This window comes from Nitrosomonas communis (genome assembly GCF_001007935.1).
Taxonomy (GTDB): domain Bacteria; phylum Pseudomonadota; class Gammaproteobacteria; order Burkholderiales; family Nitrosomonadaceae; genus Nitrosomonas; species Nitrosomonas communis.
Map to the genome: position 1 here is coordinate 966,491 of NZ_CP011451.1, position 17,975 is coordinate 984,465.

The 17,975-nt window shown below is 45.1% G+C and carries 17 protein-coding genes, 1 pseudogene and 1 CRISPR repeat array; of the genes and pseudogenes, 8 read left to right on the top strand and 10 right to left on the bottom strand.

From position 1 onward, the window contains the following. Window positions 1–316: 316 nt before the first annotated feature. Window positions 317–1,474 carry a zinc-dependent alcohol dehydrogenase gene (locus tag AAW31_RS04245; RefSeq protein WP_046851503.1) on the top strand — a complete coding sequence of 386 codons (1,158 nt, stop codon included), beginning with the start codon at window positions 317–319 and terminating at the stop codon, window positions 1,472–1,474. Window positions 1,475–1,672: 198 nt separating this feature from the next. Here the strand turns inward: AAW31_RS04245 and AAW31_RS04250 are convergent, their stop codons facing one another. From AAW31_RS04250 to AAW31_RS19530, 9 genes and pseudogenes are all read right to left on the bottom strand, one after another. Continuing rightward, a complete protein-coding gene (locus AAW31_RS04250) occupies window positions 1,673–4,813 on the bottom strand; it encodes an efflux RND transporter permease subunit (protein WP_046849296.1) in 3,141 nt (1,046 codons plus the stop codon). Window positions 4,814–4,815: 2 nt separating this feature from the next. Beyond that, a complete protein-coding gene (locus AAW31_RS04255; RefSeq protein WP_046849297.1) occupies window positions 4,816–6,408 on the bottom strand; it encodes an efflux RND transporter periplasmic adaptor subunit in 1,593 nt (530 codons plus the stop codon). 11 nt (window positions 6,409–6,419) lie between these two features. After that, on the bottom strand, window positions 6,420–7,805 hold the full coding sequence (locus tag AAW31_RS04260; protein WP_235264494.1) for a TolC family protein: 1,386 nt from the start codon (window positions 7,803–7,805) through the stop codon (window positions 6,420–6,422). 39 nt (window positions 7,806–7,844) lie between these two features. After that, a complete protein-coding gene (locus AAW31_RS04265; protein ID WP_052752069.1) occupies window positions 7,845–8,039 on the bottom strand; it encodes a copper-binding protein in 195 nt (64 codons plus the stop codon). A 329-nt stretch (window positions 8,040–8,368) separates the two neighbouring features. Further along, window positions 8,369–8,803, bottom strand: a complete 435-nt coding sequence (locus AAW31_RS04270; protein ID WP_144412839.1) for a hypothetical protein — start codon at window positions 8,801–8,803, stop codon at window positions 8,369–8,371. A 58-nt stretch (window positions 8,804–8,861) separates the two neighbouring features. Continuing rightward, window positions 8,862–9,215: a hypothetical protein gene (locus tag AAW31_RS04275; protein ID WP_046849299.1), complete on the bottom strand. Its 354-nt coding sequence runs from the start codon at window positions 9,213–9,215 to the stop codon at window positions 8,862–8,864. A 172-nt stretch (window positions 9,216–9,387) separates the two neighbouring features. Further along, a CRISPR array of direct repeats spans window positions 9,388–9,721; the repeat unit is 29 nt; unit sequence CGGTTCATCCCCACGCATGTGGGGAACAC. 60 nt (window positions 9,722–9,781) lie between these two features. Next, window positions 9,782–10,078, bottom strand: coding sequence for a type I-E CRISPR-associated endoribonuclease Cas2e (cas2e, locus tag AAW31_RS04280; protein ID WP_046849300.1), 297 nt, complete (start codon window positions 10,076–10,078; stop codon window positions 9,782–9,784). 83 nt (window positions 10,079–10,161) lie between these two features. Continuing rightward, a pseudogene (locus tag AAW31_RS04285) lies at window positions 10,162–11,151 on the bottom strand (ISAs1 family transposase). 302 nt (window positions 11,152–11,453) lie between these two features. Continuing rightward, entirely contained in the window at window positions 11,454–11,804 is a 351-nt protein-coding gene (locus AAW31_RS19530) for a hypothetical protein (RefSeq protein ID WP_187426907.1), read from the bottom strand. Between the two features lie 116 nt (window positions 11,805–11,920). Here AAW31_RS19530 and AAW31_RS21140 point away from each other — a divergent pair, with 116 nt between their 5' ends. The 5 genes from AAW31_RS21140 (at window position 11,921) to AAW31_RS04310 (ending at window position 15,203) form a co-directional block, all read left to right on the top strand. After that, window positions 11,921–12,145, top strand: a complete 225-nt coding sequence (locus AAW31_RS21140) for a hypothetical protein (RefSeq protein WP_158441379.1) — start codon at window positions 11,921–11,923, stop codon at window positions 12,143–12,145. 998 nt (window positions 12,146–13,143) lie between these two features. Next, window positions 13,144–13,317 (top strand): IS110 family transposase, encoded by a 174-nt coding sequence (locus tag AAW31_RS21570; protein WP_144412841.1) that lies wholly within the window; start codon window positions 13,144–13,146, stop codon window positions 13,315–13,317. A gap of 17 nt (window positions 13,318–13,334) precedes the next feature. Continuing rightward, window positions 13,335–13,616, top strand: a complete 282-nt coding sequence (locus AAW31_RS23845; protein WP_046849303.1) for an IS3 family transposase — start codon at window positions 13,335–13,337, stop codon at window positions 13,614–13,616. Between the two features lie 20 nt (window positions 13,617–13,636). Continuing rightward, window positions 13,637–14,464, top strand: a complete 828-nt coding sequence (locus AAW31_RS04305) for an IS3 family transposase (protein ID WP_046848692.1) — start codon at window positions 13,637–13,639, stop codon at window positions 14,462–14,464. A gap of 235 nt (window positions 14,465–14,699) precedes the next feature. Next, window positions 14,700–15,203 carry an IS110 family transposase gene (locus AAW31_RS04310; RefSeq protein WP_052752070.1) on the top strand — a complete coding sequence of 168 codons (504 nt, stop codon included), beginning with the start codon at window positions 14,700–14,702 and terminating at the stop codon, window positions 15,201–15,203. A 574-nt stretch (window positions 15,204–15,777) separates the two neighbouring features. Here the strand turns inward: AAW31_RS04310 and AAW31_RS04315 are convergent. Next, window positions 15,778–16,251 (bottom strand): PepSY domain-containing protein, encoded by a 474-nt coding sequence (locus AAW31_RS04315; RefSeq protein ID WP_046849304.1) that lies wholly within the window; start codon window positions 16,249–16,251, stop codon window positions 15,778–15,780. Between the two features lie 232 nt (window positions 16,252–16,483). Here AAW31_RS04315 and AAW31_RS21145 point away from each other — a divergent pair, with 232 nt between their 5' ends. Beyond that, a complete protein-coding gene (locus tag AAW31_RS21145; protein ID WP_158441381.1) occupies window positions 16,484–16,636 on the top strand; it encodes a hypothetical protein in 153 nt (50 codons plus the stop codon). 62 nt (window positions 16,637–16,698) lie between these two features. Then, on the top strand, window positions 16,699–17,859 hold the full coding sequence (locus tag AAW31_RS04320) for an NnrS family protein (RefSeq protein ID WP_046851506.1): 1,161 nt from the start codon (window positions 16,699–16,701) through the stop codon (window positions 17,857–17,859). The last annotated feature ends 116 nt before the right edge of the window (window positions 17,860–17,975 follow it).

A 17,975-nucleotide genomic window follows, 5' to 3' on the forward strand; every position in this document is an offset into this window, starting at 1 on the left:
GATCAACCTTTCTCATGTGCTGAAGATTATTTTATTGCAATGATTCATTCCATTTGTGAGTCAAAACTGAGTTTGTCGGCTTCACCGTACCGCATTATGGATATTGTCTGCGGCTCACCTTCGCGCCATGTTTGATGGGGAAATGGAATAACATCACTATGTCCATGAGTCTTTCCATTGACCTGGGCGATGATGTTGAACTTTGTGCCGGTTACTCTCTCCTACTTTTAAAGCACAGAAAATAAAGCAAAGCCGCATGCTCTACGCTGTGCTTAGTTTAAATTCCTTTTTTTGTTTAACTTTTATCCATTTTAATATGAAAGCACTCGTATTTCATAAACCAAAAGACGTAAGAGTTGAAACCGTACAAGACCCTGAAATACAGAAGGAAACTGACGTTATCCTTAAAGTAACTTCCACCGCTATCTGTGGTTCTGATCTTCATATTTATAACGGAATGTTTCCTCAACTGCGTAGTATGGTATTGGGGCATGAATTTATGGGTATAGTAGAAGAAACCGGTTCCGGGGTTACTCATCTGAAAAAAGGAGACCGGGTGGTCGTACCCTTCCCGATTGCCTGCGGACATTGCTGGTTCTGTACGCATCAACTCCCTACGCAATGTGAAGAATCGAATCCTGAGTTTTATGGTCCGGAGGGGCACTTATTGAAAGGTAAGGGAGGCGGACTGTACGGCTATACCGATATGTATGGCGGCTATGATGGCGGCCAGGCGGAATACGTTCGTTTACCGTTTGCGCATTATAGTCCGCGTAAAGTTCCTGATAACATGAGCGACGAGCAGGTATTATTTCTTACCGATATCTTCCCTACCGGCTATACAGCTGTTGACTGGGCTCAGCTAAAAGGCGGCGAGACCGTTGCGATATTTGGCTGCGGTCCTGTTGGATTAATGGCGCAGAAGGTAGCCTGGCTGCACGGTGCGGGAAGAGTCATTGCCCTGGATGTGGAAGATTACCGACTCGAAACTTCAAGACGCACCTGTCGTACCGAAACCCTCAATGCGCACGATGAAGATGTAATTGAAAAAATACGTGAAATGACTCACGGAAGAGGTGCTGATGTTTGCATCGACGCTGTGGGCATGGAAGCAGACCGCAGCTTATGGGACAAAATTACCAACGTCATCAGACTCGAAAGAGGGACCATTAATGCGCTGCGTATGTGTCTGGATGCAGTACGCAGAGGCGGTACCGTTTCTATTGTAGGGGTATATGGTTATCCTTATGATAATTTTCCTATCCACCAGATCTTTGACAAAGGTATTACCATTAAAGCAGGACAAGTTCCTGTACAAAATTATATCGATCATCTGATACATCTGGTAGAAGAAGGAAAAGTTGTGCTGGATGACATTATCTCGCATCGCCTTCCTTTAAGCGAAGCCGCGAAAGGGTATCAGATTTTTAATGATAAGGAAGATAACTGTGTGAAGGTGGTTTTGAAGCCATGATCAGGGTTTTCAGAATTAGTTTTAAAGATTGAAAAACCGTTAGTTAAACTATACTCAGCACGGTAACAATTGCGGATTTTAAAGGTATTGAAGGCCTTAAATTATAAGAGTTTTTCGCATTTCTATTTTCCGCATCTGTGGCCGCGCGGAGTATAGCTCGTGTGTAGAGTCCTTAAATTGGTTTACGAAAATAAATATTTATATTTTTTCTGTTTTAAATGAACGCTGTATCTGAATTTTCTTAACCAGCACATAGACTGCTGGAAGAACGATTAATGTCAGTACAGTAGCTGAAATCATACCCCCAACCATGGGTGCAGCAATGCGCTTGGTCAGCTCTGAACCTGTACCACTGCTTAACATAACTGGCAGTAAACCAAAAACACTTCCTGCAATAGTCATCATTACTGGACGTATTCGCATTCCAGCGCCTTCTTTCACAGCATTATAAAGATCTTCAATCGTGATTTTTTCGCCTGCGGCTTGGCGTTTTGCCTTGATGGCATTCAGTGCCTGATCAAGGAACTCCAGCATCACCATGCCAGTTTCAGCCGCGATCCCCGCCAAACCAATGAACCCCACAGCGACTGCGATACTCATGTTGTAACCAAACCAATACATTAACCAGATACCGCCGACCAGGGAAAAAGGCACCGACAACATCACGATCATTGTCTCGCTTAAACGCCCAAAGTTTAAATAAATAAGAACAAATACGAGCAAAAGCGTAAACGGCACCACCATTTTCAATTTCTCAGTTGCACGTTGCATATATTCAAACTGACCACTCCAGGTAGCATAGTAGCCAGGTGGAAACTTTATTTGTTCACAGACTACCTGCTGCGCATCTGCAATGTAGCTGCCGATATCCCGATCACGGATATCGACAAAAATGTAAGCAGACAGCAAAGCATTCTCGGTACGGATACTCGGTGGTCCTTTGACCAGCTTGATTTGGGCCAACTGACCCAGTGGAACCATTGCTCCCAGGGTGGGTACCAACACTTGTGTCGCAATCGCTTGCGGGTCACTGCGCAGTTCGCGTGGGTAGCGCACCGTGACACCATAACGCTCACGTCCTTCCACAGTCGTAGTAATCGTTTCAGCTCCCAGCGCGGTTTTAATTACATCCAACAAATCGCCCACAGCCAATCCATAACGAGCGAGCGCGATACGATCAGGCTCAATATCGAGGTAATATCCGCCAGTAGTTCGCTCCGCAAAAGCGCTTGTGGTGCCTGGCACAGTTTTAACCGCCATCTCGATTTGCGTACCTAATTTTTCTAATTCACTGAGATCATTTCCAAACACCTTGATCCCGACGGGGGTACGGATGCCGGTTGCGAGCATGTCAATTCTGTTTTTGATCGGCATTGTCCAAGCATTGGCCACACCAGGTATTTGCAGCGCCTGATCCAGCTCGGTAATCAATTTGTCGATAGTCATACCAGAGCGCCACTCACTTTCCGGTTTCAGATTGATAATCGTTTCGATCATTTCCAACGGGGCTGGATCAGTAGCTGTGTTAGCACGCCCAGCTTTGCCGAATACCGAGGCCACTTCAGGAAAGCTTTTAATGATCTTGTTCTGTGTCTGCAGGATTTCTGCTGCTTCGGTAATGGAGATGCCAGGGAGTGTCACCGGCATGTAAAGCAATGTGCCTTCATTCAGCGTCGGCATGAATTCGGCTCCCAGTCTGACAGCCGGGTAACCGGTCAAGCCCAGGATGACGATAGCAATAACAAGGATGCTTTTTTTCCATTTGATAACCCAGGGAATGACGGGTTGATAGAGCCGGATTAAGAGTCGACCTAGTGGATTATCCTGCTCGCGCGGAATGCGGCCACGAATCAGCAGCAGGATGAGGGCTGGAACCAGCGTGATCGAAAGGATTGCTCCGCCCGCCATGGCAAATGTCTTGGTAAGGGCGAGCGGCTGAAACATACGCCCTTCCTGCGCCTCAAGCGTAAATATCGGCAGAAACGATACCGTGATAATCAACAGGCTAAAGAACAATGGTGGACCGACTTCCTTGCATGCAGCAACAACGGCTTCCACACGTGCCGAGGACGGAGCAAGCGGATCGAGACGTGCAAGATGTTTATGCGTATTCTCAACCATGACAATGGCTGCGTCAGTCATCTCGGCAATCGCAAGCGCTATGCCAGCCAGGCTCATAATATTGGAATTGATGCCAAGATGAAACATGACAATAAACGCGATGAGCACACCGATCGGTAACATGATCATTGCGACCAGGGCACTGCGCACATGCATGAGAAAAATGGCACACACCAGCGCTACGATAATCACTTGCTCAACCAATACTTCATTCAGCGTGTCGATGGCACGCTGAATCAGTTCAGATCGGTTATAAACTGATTGAATTTCAACGCCTTCCGGCAGACCCGATTTAATTTCATTGATTTTCTGTTCGATATCGTGGATGACATCGAGTGCATTTTCACCATAACGCGCGATGGCAATGCCTGAAACGGCTTCCCCTTCACCATTAAGCTCAGTAATCCCACGTCGCTCATTAGGTGCCAGCTCTAACCGGGCGATATCACGCAATAATACCGGCATACCTTCATGCGCCTTGACGACCAGATTCTCAATGTCACTGATATTGCGCAGGTACCCTCTGCCACGCACCATATATTCGGTTTCCGTGAGCTCGATCACACGCCCGCCTACATCCCGATTACTCTGAGCAACCACATCGATTACTGTTTTGAGTGGTATGCCATAGGCTTGTAAATGCTGTGGATCGACCGTAATCTGATAAGTTTTTTCGAACCCACCGACACTGGCGATTTCTGAAACACCTTCTGTGGCAACCAATTGATAACGCAGGAACCAGTCCTGGATGCTACGCAGCTCATCCAGTGTACGGTCTCTAGCGGTAACGGCATACTGGTAAACCCAGCCTACCCCGGTCGCATCCGGGCCAAGTGCAGGCCTGACACTTTCCGGTAATTTATTGGCGGCAAAATTCAGGTATTCCAGTACACGTGAACGCGCCCAGTAAATATCCGTACCATCTTCAAAAATGATATAGATAAACGACACGCCAAAGGCTGATAACCCACGCACTACTTTCGATTTCGGTACGCTCAGCATAGCTGTGGTCAGTGGATAAGTAACCTGATCTTCCACTACTTGAGGCGCCTGGCCCGGATATTCAGTATAAATGATGACCTGAACATCGGATAAATCAGGAATCGCGTCAATGGGTGTTTTCCATACCGCATACACGCCCCATACAATGAGAGCAAATGTTGTCAGCAATACCAGAAAAACATGTCGTACCGACCATTCGATTATTTTTCCCACCATCTTCAGTGTCCCTCGTGCCTGCCGGAAGCAGCGCCGTTATGCAAGGGAGAGATACTAACAATGACATACTCCCCGGCTGTTCCCTCGGTAATTTCGAAGGCAACCTTTTGACCTGGTTTTAATGATCGCAGTAATACTGGATCAGCAACCCGGAAATCCATCAGCATCGCAGGCCAATTGAGACTGGCGATCGGTCCATGAGTCACCGTAATGGTGGCATGCACAAAATCAATTGACTCGATGCTACCTTCACCTCGATGAGTTTCCGGTTGGTGGCTTTCAAACAATTCACCGGGTTTAGCATGTGATTTTTTTCTGGATGCCACAGCATGGTTTCCATGACTGAAATCGCTCAATGCTGCCTTGAGATTGCTTTCTGCATCAATCAGGAAATTTGCCTTGACTACCACAACTTCTCCCGCTTCAAGTCCTCCTAGTACCTCAGCATAACCATCGGCGTGCATGCCAAGTTTGACCGTTCTCGGCTCAAACCGACCTTCGCCCAGATCGACCAGCACCAGCTTCCGTGTGCCGGTATCCAAGACTGCTGAGTCAGGCACAGTCAGTACCTTTTCTTTACTATGAAAAGAAGCAAACTCCACGTGCGCGTACATAGCAGGCTTAAGCAGTTCATCAGCATTGGGCAATTCAATGCGAACGATAGCAGTACGCGTTTCTGGCGTGACTTTGGGATAAATGAAAGCGACCTCTCCACTAAATACTTTGTCCGGATAGGCATCGACTCTGATGGTAGCCATCTGCCCAGGATGGATCATGCCGAGATCTTGCTCAAACACATCGGCTAGTACCCACACGCGGGATAAATCAGCAATTTGATAGAGAACTTCTCCAGGCTCAAAGCGTTTTCCTTCAACAGAAGGTTTTTCCAATACCACGCCATTGGTTAGGGAGCGCAGCGTAACATGCTCTCTGACTTTGCCTTCACGCTGTAAGCGTTGTAATTCAATTTCCGATATATTCCAATTGCGCAGTTTCTGTAAGGCACTCTCAGCCAGTCTTTGCATGGCAGCTTTGATATCCGGATCACTCTCAGCGACCAGCCTCATGCCTTTCTCTGCAATCAGATATTCCTGTTGCGCGGTGATGAGTTCAGGGCTGTACACATCCATCAAAGCTTGCCCTTTTTTCACTGCCTGGCCAGTAGTATTAACGTAGAGCCGATGTATCCAACCTTCAAATTTGGTCACTAAGGTATACAATTTGCGCTCATCTGGCGCAATCGTGGCCACGGCCCTGACAGTACGAATCAACTGGCGTGGTGCTACCGCTTCAGTTCTCACTCCCAGCTTTTGTATTTTTTCAGTACTGATCTTTACTGCTTTACTATCCGATGGCGATTCCTCCCCTTCATAAACAGGGATGTAATCCATCCCCATCGGATCTTTCTTGGGTACGGGCGAGGTGTCTGGTAATCCCATGGGATTACGGTAATAAAGAATCTTGCCCTTGGGGGTAGTAACCTCAGGTGATTCGGCCACAAGCTTAACAGACTGGGTATTTCCCCACCAATACCCGACAACGAGCGAAAGTGCAATCAAAGCAACAATAATGATGACTTTAACAAGGACTCTCATAACGAACTCCATTAATGTGGAGGCACCAATTCATCAGGGATTTTGCCAGTAAGCAGATCGATTTCTGCGAGCGCCTTGTTATAGTTGGCTATCGCTGTCACCAGGTTGATTTCATAGTTAAATACTGTCATCTGGCTATCGAGCAGCGTGAGAAAATCGACTCGATTAACTCGGTAGGCGGCCAGCGCTGATTCAACCGTCAATCTGGCCTGTGGCAGAATAGTCGTTTGATATAACTGTACCGATTTGAGATTTTGCTCAGCCGTTGCCCCTTGTTGACGCAGTTTTGCCGCAATCTCGTTAGTTTGCACCTGATAAAGATCCAATGCCTGATGGTGCATCGCTTGCGATTCCGCAATCCGTGGTTCGATTTTACTGTTACGCCATATTGGAAGGTTAACCGCCACAGTCAGGCTGATCATGTCAGGGCGCGATGTGTTATCCAGCATCCTATCCCGCTGACCATACGAAAGGCGCACATCAAAATCGGGGTAGTATTCTTTTTGCACGAGCTCCACTGCTTTTTTATTGCGGGCAGTAAGGCTTTGCAATGCTAATAATTGCGGCCGCTGCGTCATGGCTCTCTCTCGCAATGACTCCAGATTTAAGGAAGTTTGATGCATGGGTAGCGGCTCAGGTATCAGTTCTCCAGCATAGGTACTACGACCAAGCGCGCGAATAAGCTCTGCTTCAATCATGGGCCGTTCGCGAGCCAACCTGAGCAGTTCATCCAACATTCTGGAAATCTGTGTCTGGGCCTTCAGGACATCGGCCTGGCTTCCTTCCCCTACTTGATAACGTCCTTCGGCAATCTGCAGAAAGTGCTCAAGAATCAGCTTGTTTTTTTCGACCAATTGGGTCATTTCTACGATAAGTCCAAGGTCAAAATAAGCGATTCTCAGATCACGTACTACCCGATTCACAGTTTCCTGATAGCCATAACTAATCGCTTCTGCATCTTTACTCGCGACTTCCTTGCGCAAACCACGTTTTCCCGGAAAGGGAAAACGCTGAGACAGGCCAATCATTTTCATGGTCATATCCTCGCGATTGAATGGCGAAGATGCCAAAGGCGCATTGATCACTCCCGCTTCCAGCATGGGGTCATCCAGTGCTTCTGCGGGTGATATTCTCTGCTGAGCTGCTTCGCGCTCCCGCAGTGATGCTTGAATTTCCGGATTGTTCTGCAGAGCCTCCGTGATGAGGGGGGTTAGCGGCGTAATCTGCTTGCCACTGACTGTGGGTTTATATTGCTGAAACATCATTGGATAAGCTGAGTTTGAAGCACCTGCCTGTCCATCGAGCGGAATCATCGCTCCTGCAATCCATACTGCGATCATTCCATTACTGATTATGGAAAAAATATTTCTAGCATTGTCTGGCGATGAGGCAATCATTTTGCTCTCCCTAACGTATTTTAGTCTAGATATCTATTCCTATTTTCTCGGCTGAATATGCGTAATTACATAGTCCCCATTCGATTGAATGAAGTTAAAAGCCACACCGTCACCTACCTTGATTCCTTGCATGAGTGTATGCTCCTTGATTTGGAAATTCATGGTCAGAGCAGGCCATTTAAGCGATGCAATCGGACCATAGGCAAGTTTCACGATGTTCTTGTTCCAATCCAATCGCTTTTACCATTGCTGTTCCCTTATGAGATACAGTGGCTGCATCAGCAAACTGCATGGTGATCCATCCAACCATTAAAATACAACACAAACACTGACAAAAACATTCATTACATTTCGTTTCATGACCCTCACTCCTGAATAAATAACCACTCTCTGCATACAAATCGATCTGACGATCTAAACAGACAAATTTATCCTGGCACACTGGCAGGACACCCTGCGCTTTCCTCTCAGCGAGGCAAGCAGCACAAGTTTGGAAAACTATTAAGAATATTTATTGAATCGAATGGGCTTTGCTGATGTCAACAGACGTGCAGCCCAGTCAATCAATGAGGAGAGGAAGGAATGGGAATGAAAAGGCGCAGGAACAGCAGATATAACGGCGGCCCGATGGCAGGTATGAACGCAATATAAAAAGTATGGGGTGAAAAACTAAGGAGAACACCCATCACAATCATTATTACCGGTAACCCGACGATAACATCGAACGACGCAATCTCACCTGTAAGCTTGGGTTTATTTACCGAATACTCACAATTAGCCAAACAAACTCGCTCACTAGGTGAAGCAGGCTCGGCACAAGGCCCCTCCGTATGCTTCATGCTCTGTGGTGCTGGCAGATAGGGCATCACCAGACAACCCTCCAGCATGATCTTTGCTTGCACTACTAACAACGATATGAGCAGTACTCCACTCAACATACGTTTTGAATAGTGCAAGGAAAACTGACGGGAGCAAGTAGAAAGGGTCCAGTACTTCATGCTGAAAAGCACATCCTTAAAACCGGGAGCCGAATCTTGCTACTTTGCTGAGTAAACATTACTTGATCTCTACAGCCATTTTACGGTGGGAATCAGCCATATCCATATTCGCTTTTGCAGCCTGTTCGTGAAGATGAATCAAAGCCTCAGTATGGCTCTGTAAATTTTGTGCCTGTCTACCATAGTGGGGAGCGTTTGCATCGTATTTCTCAAGTAGCTTCTTATACTCTTGCGCTTTTGACTGCATCTCCCTCGCCGTCGCTTCATAATGTTTGGCTAGCGCTTCATGGTCAGCAGGCGTTTTAGCATTCTGGATAGCCTGCGTCATATCCATTGGATGAGGATGCATGTGTGCGCAGGAAGTCAATGAAGCAAGAACAATCAAAATGACAGAAACCTTACATATTTTCATGGCATCGCTCCTGAATGAGTTGAAGTATAGCGCTAACAATTAAGACTAATTCTTGAGACGACTTACAGTAATGCAGTCTACTATTAAATTTTCTCCGAAAAAAGAATTTTGTAGACACGGCCTAGCTAACAACCCTGGTGTACTCCCTCAAGCATTTCTTGGATTCACCCCGGTTCTCATCCCCACGCATGTGGGGAACACGCAAATGCTGAACTGCCAGATACTGTTAAGACCGGTTCATCCCCACGCATGTGGGGAACACTGCATTCATTGCCGGGTGATAGCTTTTGGTTCCGGTTCATCCCCACGCATGTGGGGAACACCACATACTGAAAACTTAAATCGCTGAAAGTGGCGGTTCATCCCCACGCATGTGGGGAACACAATGACGCTGTCCCAGAATTTTCTTTTGATCTCGGTTCATCCCCACGCATGTGGGGAACACCGCTGAGGGGTCTCTCATCGTAATTGATGAGGCGGTTCATCCCCACGCATGTGGTGAACACACTTCCCCTATCTCGCTGATATTTCAGCGGTAAAAAGGAAGGTAAAATTCTACCAAATTTTTAAGGAGCTTCTCCTGTTTCTTCAGGCAAAAAAGAAACCAACTTTGCACCATCTATTTCATTTGGTATCCTTCGATTAGTGCCTAGCGTTACAAAATCAAAACCGGCCTCGTTATTGGTGCGCCATGCCATCACGGCATTGCCCTCTTCAATTCCTTTTTCTACCTGGTTCCAGATGTAATCACGTACTTTGACTGAATAATTTCCAACATACACACCTGCACGAATTTCCAGTAACCAGATAGCCAGTCGTCCGCGTAAGCGGGGCGGAGCATTTTCAAGCACGATGACCAGCATCGCCCAGACTCTCAGGATTTGGTATAGCTGGCTGTACAGCACTATCTGGCGCAGCAGGTGGTGAGATCTCAGGGCAATCGCGCTTAAATTATCCCAATAACCCGACGTAAATACTCATTATCCCATCCGGCTTTTAAACGCTTGGTCTTGATGCCAACCTTGGATGTTTTTTCGGTCTTGATCAGATTCAGGGCGATATGCCGGATAACAGCCAGATTCGCAGCACTATGTCCCTTGCGAGTCCGATTGCTGTCTTCATCAAAGGCGATATCAAGCACCCAGTGCAAATTGTTCTCTATAGCCCAATGCGCCCGCACCACACGCTCTAATCGCTCTAGATCATTCGCATCAAGGCTACTGATATTGAGCGGGTTTCAATTCGGCCATGCCCACCTTCATAACTAACCGAGGTTACTTTCGGCGATAAAGATGACGTGAAAAATGTTTTCACATCGTCGTGTAGGTCACGCTGATTGCCTTTCAGGCTAAACACATAATCACCGCCTTGCTGTTTAATCTGTTCGGCAATTTTCTTTTGGCAGCCCATGGCGTCGATAGTAATCACTGCCCCTGCGATATTCAGTCTTGAAAGCAATTTGGGAATGGCGGTGATTTCATTTGATTTGTCATCGACTTTAGCCTGGCCTAACACCAGATTGTTGTGCTGAGCCCAAGCGCTGACCCTATAGATGGCGGCTTTTTTTGAAGCTTTGTCGATGCTACGTCTTAAACACTTGCCATCTATCGCAATCACTTCGCCTTCGGTGAGGCTGGCCACGTCAGCAACCCAACGGGAAAAAACAAACGCTGAACTGCTCGTTATCAATGGCGGCGTAAACTTCTCCGAAGCTATCGTGCGAAGGTATGCCATGCTCCAAGCCCAGCAATTCAGTGAACCACGCCTCTTTTGCCAAGCCAAATTGTTCAATGGAACCCACATCTGCACCACAAATAGTAGCGCAGATGCTGATAAAGAAAATATCTTGTAGCTGATGTTTCTTTTGTCTGTTTACTCGGGGATCTTTAATGCTCGAAAAGTGATGGATAATTGAAGGTGTTGGCTTTGCTATCATTTAAAATCAAAATGATAACGCTATTACCCTATCTAAATTCTATTTTCAAGCACTTTTAAGCGCGATTGCCCTGAGCAGAATACAGCTTTATATTGCCTCATATTACTGGTAAAAAACCTAGATTTTTTGGAGACTTTTATAGTTATCAAATTCTAAAGCAGTAACCAACCTGGAAACTTAGTTACACCGTAATTGCTGGGGAACACTCACATTTTAGATGTATTTTATCTCTTGGTGAGTAGTAGTCATAAATATCTCTTCTATCACTGCTTCGACTTTTATCATGCATTATTTTTGGCGGATTAGTAGCATTTTAAAATTATTTTATATCCTGGTAAGCAGTAGTCATAAACATCTCTTCTATCAACGCCTCGACTTTTATCATGCATTATTCTTGGCGGATCAGTAGCATAAGGGTTATTGTATAAGTCATTGGGATATTGACTGCCATACCCTCCATACGGATTATTGATTGAATCTGGCGAGTAAGGAATAACCGGACGACCATAAGGGTTAGACGTTGAATTTGGATCGTATCTCTCGGTGCTCAAATTACCTAAATATTTACCAGTTTCTCGGTCAATCGAATAGGGTGGATCTGCAAATGAAAGGCTTGTTAATGCACCCAGAATGAGTCCAGCGGAGATTTTCATAAACTTCATTTGCCTCGCTATACTTGTTAATAGTTACAAGATCCACTTCTACGAGGCCTAAAAGCCCAACATAACACCGACATTCCCCGTGTTAATACCCATGAATAAATGACCCGGTGCTACGCCATATGCAGGTGCAGGTACAGGTGCGTATGGATAGTATGGTCGGTTGTAATAAACATTTGCTGGAGGAACGGGTGGATAGTAAGGTTGGCCGTAATAAATATTCCGTTGATAGTAATGATTTTGCCCATGGTGAAGATGCTTATGCTTATGGTGATGATGGTGATGCCCATGATGATGGTGATGGCCTCTTCCAGCTTCAGTCACCACGGGAGTAGCTAAAACAACACTCAACAATATTCCGGATAATAATTTTACTGATGTGTTAGTTTTAGTTATTGTTTTCATGTTAAGTCCCCTTGATTTTTGTGGAGCAGAACTTCTTCTGTTGGTATCAACTTTATACTGGAGAACATGAATAGAAACTGAACAATCTGAGAAGAATAAAAGTGGGATTACATGTACCTTGTTAGGTAAAGATTAGGAGGTTTACTATTTTTAAAATAATACGCTTTTTTATTCCTGTTTGGTGAAGTGGGTGTAATTTATATAGTTCCTGCAAATTTATTTATATTAAATTATTAACTTGTCCACAGTTTCTGTGGATAACTATGTGTGTAAGTTGTAAATACTGATGCTAAGATGGTTATTTATAATAATCTTTTTTAGATCGATTAAACTTTGTGCATATAAAAATATTATTTATATTCAATGTATTATCGATGTGTATTTATATATTGACTACTCCAATGATTTTGGTTGATATAAATTGCTTCTTAGAAAATAGTGTGGATTATTTTAAATTGTCAAGAGATCAATCGCACGCACACTTCTATTCAAAATATTAAGATTTAGGTTGTACAAAGAAGAGCTTGGAAATTCTTCAGCAATTGTGAATCAACAAATGAGCGTTACTTTTTTTATGTTTAATAAGGGATCTGGTATATACACACACTAACTTGGTAACGCTCTCTATAGTTCATCTTAGCAAAGCTGAAGAGTCGCTATACCTTGTTTCTGTGCACGGTCATGTGTAGAAATCAGATTCCCTTTCATATCGTATGTCTTACTCAAGTCGTAGGCATAGTTGATACGAAAGCCAACAGCTTCCCCGAAGAAATCAAATAATTTCTTCAATCTCTCCTCACTGTTTACCTCTTTAATCACATTTTAGGAGAAGTCATTCTATTTCTAAATCAAAACTGATAATCCTCTAGCCAGCCTCCTCGCAGCCAGTTGTTAAACTGGCTGCTGCAAAAACGATGAGGAGACTGAGATGCAACATTACTGCGGAATTGATTTACATTCAAATAATCATGTAGTGGTAGTCATTGACGAAGAAGACAAGCGCGTGTTTGAGAAGCGGTTAAGTAATGATTTATCGCTCACACTTCAAGCACTGAAGTGGTACCCAAAAACTGTACAGGTTGTTAAGCTCTGGCAGAATTAAAAAGGAGCTTAATAACAATGAGTAAAAAGCGCATACAATATTCGAGCGAATTCAAAGCAAAACTAGCGCTGGCAGCGATACGTGGTGATGAAACTGTCCCCCAATTAGCAGCGCGTTATAATGTACATCCCACGCAGATCAATAGCTGGAAACGGCAACTCATTGAGCAAGCTGCCGAGCTGTTTTGTAAAAATAATACTGCCGCCAATAAGGAGCAGCCTACAACAGATGACCTGCACCGGGTTATTGGTCAATTGGTGGTAGAACGCGATTTTTTAGCAAGAAAGCTCAATCATTAAGTCTTGTAGAACGCAAAGAGATGATTGAGCCCCATGGCAAACTTAGTCAAACTCGTCAATGTCAGCTGCTGGATCTGGCGCGCTCAACTTATTATTATCAACCGCAACCAATCAGTAATGCTGATCTGGTTCTGCTGCGCATGATGGATGAACAGTACTTAAAGACGCCACAATATGGCTCACGCAGTTATGCTACCTGGTTTCAGCGCCAGGGAATCATGTTAGGGCGCAAGAAAGCCTCTTCCTTAATGAAGACACTCGGTATTGTCAGCATAGCTCCAAAACCCAGGACCAGCATCTCAAGCAAACAGCATAAGGTCTATCCTTATCTGCTTAGAGAACTTGTCATTAATAAACCCAATCAGGTTTGGGCTGCCGACATAACCTATGTCCCCATGGAGAAAGGCTTTGGCTATCTGGTTGCCATCATCGACTGGCATTCGCGTAAGGTGTTGAGCTGGCGCTTGTCCAATACCTTGGATACTGACTTTTGTACTCAGGCGCTGGAGGCAGCCATCCAGGATTATGGCTGTCCACAGATCATGAATACCGACCAGGGCGTACAGTTTACCAGCGAAGCATTTACCTCCATACTAAAAGATCATCATATTCAGATCAGCATGGATGGCAAGGGGTGCTACTATGACAACATTTTTGTTGAACGACTTTGGCGGACAGTTAAGTATGAGCTTTTATATACCAGAGAATTCAATAATCTGAAGGAGATAAAGCAGAATTTATCCACATGGTTTGAATGGTACAATCAAGAACGATTTCATCAAAGCCTTGACCGTCTTACGCCTGATGAAATCTACTATAGTGATCCAAGAATTGATCGGGTTGCCTGAACCTGTTTAACTATACATATCAGAGCTGAACTTTCTTTCAGGTTGTCCAGTTACAGGGAACCACATCATTTATCCGAAAGAGCAACGAGCGATCAGAGACCTGTTGCGGCGGCGACTTTCACTGGTGAGAGCAGCCAGTACGCAACTGATTAGTGTGTAAAGCCAAATATGGCGTTGCACGGGGATCAGGGTAAAGTCAGACCGGTTACGCCGAGCTGACTTTGAGCCACCTCAAATGGATAGCTACACGCTGCAAGCAGTTCAGGCAGGTTTGGCCGTCTATCATGCAATGCAAGCAGAAATCGATGTGTTGGAACAATCTGCTCATCAAGCAGTAAAATTAAGCAAGGAGTTTGAGATACTGCAAACGATCAGAGGCATTGGAAAAATACTGGGATTGACCATCATGCTGGAAACAGGCGACATCCATCGTTTTGCCAGTGCGGGTAAGTTTGCCTCCTATTGTCGCTGTGTCGATAGCCTACGCACCAGCAACGGAAAAAAGAAAGGATCAGGCAATGTTAAAGCAGGCAACCCCTATCTTTCCTGGGCCTTTTCTGAAGCAGCGCATTTTGCTGTGCGCTATGAACCGCTGGCGCAACGGTTTTATGAACGAAAGAAAGCGAGAACGAATGGCATCATTGCTATTCGGGCGATTGCGCGCAAGCTGGCAAGAGCCAGCTGGATGATGCTTAAGCATCAACAACCTTATGAGGCCAGACTGATGTTTCCAGGTTAAGTTTGGGCAACCGGGATGAGCCAGGACTGAGTCTGGTCTTAACCATAAAACTGATTGGATATCCCGGTTGACCATTGTTGTTTAGGTTCCGCCCAAACCGTGAGCTATATTAAGTCTGGACAGCCAAAGCTGAGCCATAAATTCTGTGAAATATTTTGGACACGGTTTGGTACCGAAGATTGTGTGGGGTAGTGAACTACCAAGGGCTTGGATAATGAGTAAGATTTCCTGCCTTAATCCAGATGGGTGACTGGTGCGGAGCGTATGACTTCGACGCCAAAGACAACGACATAACGGGCGCGGGTATTCATAGCAGCAATGGGTAAAGTTAATTTTTATGCTATTTTTAATGGCAGGGTATTATTTAGGCTATTGACAGAGGTCGGCTAATGGGTGACAGAGGTCGGCTAATGGGTGACTTTTTCGGCTTTTCCTTATTATATTATTGATACTGTCTGCGGTTCACCTTCGCGCCATTTTGATTTGGAAATACAATAACGGCTCCCCACCTAAATTAAAAAAAGCTAGTAGATGAGGAGTGCTGTCTTGTATTTGTATCAGATAAAGATAAAACTCAATCCTGCTCTGTTTTCAAAATATTCCCATTGGGATCCAGTTCGAGTTCGAGTTTCTTCCCTTCTGCCTTGATTTCTACCTCGTAACCAGTAACCGTCCCATCAGGTTTCATTAGCTTCTCTGCCTCTTTGATGGTCGCTTTTGGGTGTGTCTTGGAAATGGCTTGAACTACTGCTTCAGGTAGATCCTTAACATCGATGGTTTCTTCCTTCTGCAGGACCTCGCCCTCGGAGCTATATAGAATTTCGTACTCTTTGCCATTTTCCTTGTATTCCACTTCATAAGCTTCTTTACCTTCGAACATCTCCTTCTCGAATTCTACCTTCTTAGCATTGGGGTAAGCCTTTTCAAAAGCTTCGAGGACTGCTTTGGGTACTTGATCCTTGCTCACTTCCTTTCCACTGGCATTTGCCTGGCTGAATGCTGCTAAAAAAGTGGCTAGTGCCACCACAATCCAAAGTTGCATTTTCATAAAACCCTCCTTTGGCCGTAGCCGAATATGCACTCATTAAAACCTATCAATCTGCCCGCCTTTACGAGTAAAGATCGAAAAGATCGCAACGAAAAAATTTTCGTTGATTTCTATCTACTCTTTAGCTGAACGATTGTCAATATTTTCATAACTATTAAAATGGTTCAAAGTAACGAATCTGGCAACGAGATAACCTGGTTCCTATGCGCTGCTGGTAAAACTGGTCTAGAAGATGGCAAATTTGATTTATGGTTGCGATCGATCATATTCAATCAGCGAAGCTGAGTTTGCTGCTAATTTCATTTCCACATCAAACCTGACACGAAGACGAGCCGCAGACAGTATCAATAATATGGCAAGTAAAAGCGGACAAAACCCTGTTTAATTGTGAAATGGAATAAAATAAAAATTGGCATAAAAAAGTCTAATACCCAATTGAAAAATATATTGTTACGGTGGTTTCCGGAAAAAACCAAAGTCCATGCACATCAATGGTTCTTTTCGACAGCATGTGTTTATGCCATGCTGATGGTGCCATTGGCTATGCTGGCGAGGCATGGTTACGGGCCGGATGCACTGGCCGCACCAACTGGCCATGCTTTTGAAATGCTGTTCGGTTTCGCTTTGGCTTTGGTTGCCGGTTATCTGCTGGGACCTATGCCTGCGCGACGATTAGCCCTATTCATGATTTTTTGGCTATTGGCACGGGTAATGGGATTAGTCGGCTCTGCCAGTTGGCTGACTTTGGTCAGTAATGCTGCTTTTGTCACGTTGTTTGCCTGGCATTTACTGCCTCGTCTGTGGGTTGCAAAGAAATGGCGTAATCGGACGTTGGTGCCTTTGCTCGGTCTGATTTGCACCATTACGATTATAATCATTTTGATGAATCAGCTTGACTATCGCGGACTGCATCGTTATTTGCTGGATGAAAGTGTGCAATTATTCGCGTTATTAATGCTTTTCATGGGAGGACGCATGCTGGCGCCAGCAGTAGCCGGCGAGTTTTATCGTCAAGGTAAGGAGCTTGAGGCAAGGGTGCAGCCGCATATCGAAGGCGGGTTAATTGTGACCGTTACAGCGGCTTTCGTGCTGGCTCCAGTCGCGACTCTCGTATCAGGTATTTTGCTGATTATGAGTGGAATTTTGGCGACTATCCGGCTGTTTCGCTGGCAGTTATGGCATTGCCTGGCGCGACCTGATCTCATTTGTTTAGGGTTAGGCTATTGTTGGCTGGCAGTGGGGCTCGTGCTATTGGGCGGGGTAAAGCTGAGTGGAGGCGACTATTTTAGTACCGCAGTTCACGCCATCACTGTGGGGGCGTTAGGTACCCTTGCCAGCAATGTGATGGTGCGCGTGACCCTGCTGCATGTTAAACAATATCCTTCGCGTATACCGCAGATCATGATAATCACTGTTATCATGACCATTGCCGCACTTATGCGCATAGGCGCTGATTTTAGTGTTTATCGGGAAATAATATTGGTTACCGCAGCAGTAGCATGGAGCACCAGTTTTTTGCTCGTTTTATTTGTTTTGCTGGATTGCCTAGTTATCACATCGTTTCGCAAATCTGTGAGACAACAGTCACTGGCGGCAGATAAGACTTAATCCAATTTTCGATTTATGATTTATCTAGCCACAAATAGAAACATAGAAACTATAAATTGATTGTCTACTTAATACGATGCAACACGAATAAAAACCAATTGATCCAACAGCAAATG

Bases quoted from the DNA above. Each gene is read 5' to 3' on its own strand.
- AAW31_RS04245 (WP_046851503.1), top strand. From the start codon at position 317: ATGAAAGCACTCGTATTTCATAAACCAAAAGACGTAAGAGTTGAAACC.
- AAW31_RS04250 (WP_046849296.1), bottom strand. From the start codon at position 4,813: ATGGTGGGAAAAATAATCGAATGGTCGGTACGACATGTTTTTCTGGTA.
- AAW31_RS04255 (WP_046849297.1), bottom strand. From the start codon at position 6,408: ATGAGAGTCCTTGTTAAAGTCATCATTATTGTTGCTTTGATTGCACTT.
- AAW31_RS04260 (WP_235264494.1), bottom strand. From the start codon at position 7,805: ATGATTGCCTCATCGCCAGACAATGCTAGAAATATTTTTTCCATAATC.
- AAW31_RS04270 (WP_144412839.1), bottom strand. From the start codon at position 8,803: ATGAAGTACTGGACCCTTTCTACTTGCTCCCGTCAGTTTTCCTTGCAC.
- AAW31_RS04275 (WP_046849299.1), bottom strand. From the start codon at position 9,215: ATGAAAATATGTAAGGTTTCTGTCATTTTGATTGTTCTTGCTTCATTG.
- cas2e (WP_046849300.1), bottom strand. From the start codon at position 10,078: ATGCTGGTCATCGTGCTTGAAAATGCTCCGCCCCGCTTACGCGGACGA.
- AAW31_RS19530 (WP_187426907.1), bottom strand. From the start codon at position 11,804: ATGAAAATCTCCGCTGGACTCATTCTGGGTGCATTAACAAGCCTTTCA.
- AAW31_RS21570 (WP_144412841.1), top strand. From the start codon at position 13,144: ATGCAACATTACTGCGGAATTGATTTACATTCAAATAATCATGTAGTG.
- AAW31_RS23845 (WP_046849303.1), top strand. From the start codon at position 13,335: ATGAGTAAAAAGCGCATACAATATTCGAGCGAATTCAAAGCAAAACTA.
- AAW31_RS04305 (WP_046848692.1), top strand. From the start codon at position 13,637: ATGATTGAGCCCCATGGCAAACTTAGTCAAACTCGTCAATGTCAGCTG.
- AAW31_RS04310 (WP_052752070.1), top strand. From the start codon at position 14,700: ATGGATAGCTACACGCTGCAAGCAGTTCAGGCAGGTTTGGCCGTCTAT.
- AAW31_RS04315 (WP_046849304.1), bottom strand. From the start codon at position 16,251: ATGAAAATGCAACTTTGGATTGTGGTGGCACTAGCCACTTTTTTAGCA.
- AAW31_RS21145 (WP_158441381.1), top strand. From the start codon at position 16,484: ATGGCAAATTTGATTTATGGTTGCGATCGATCATATTCAATCAGCGAA.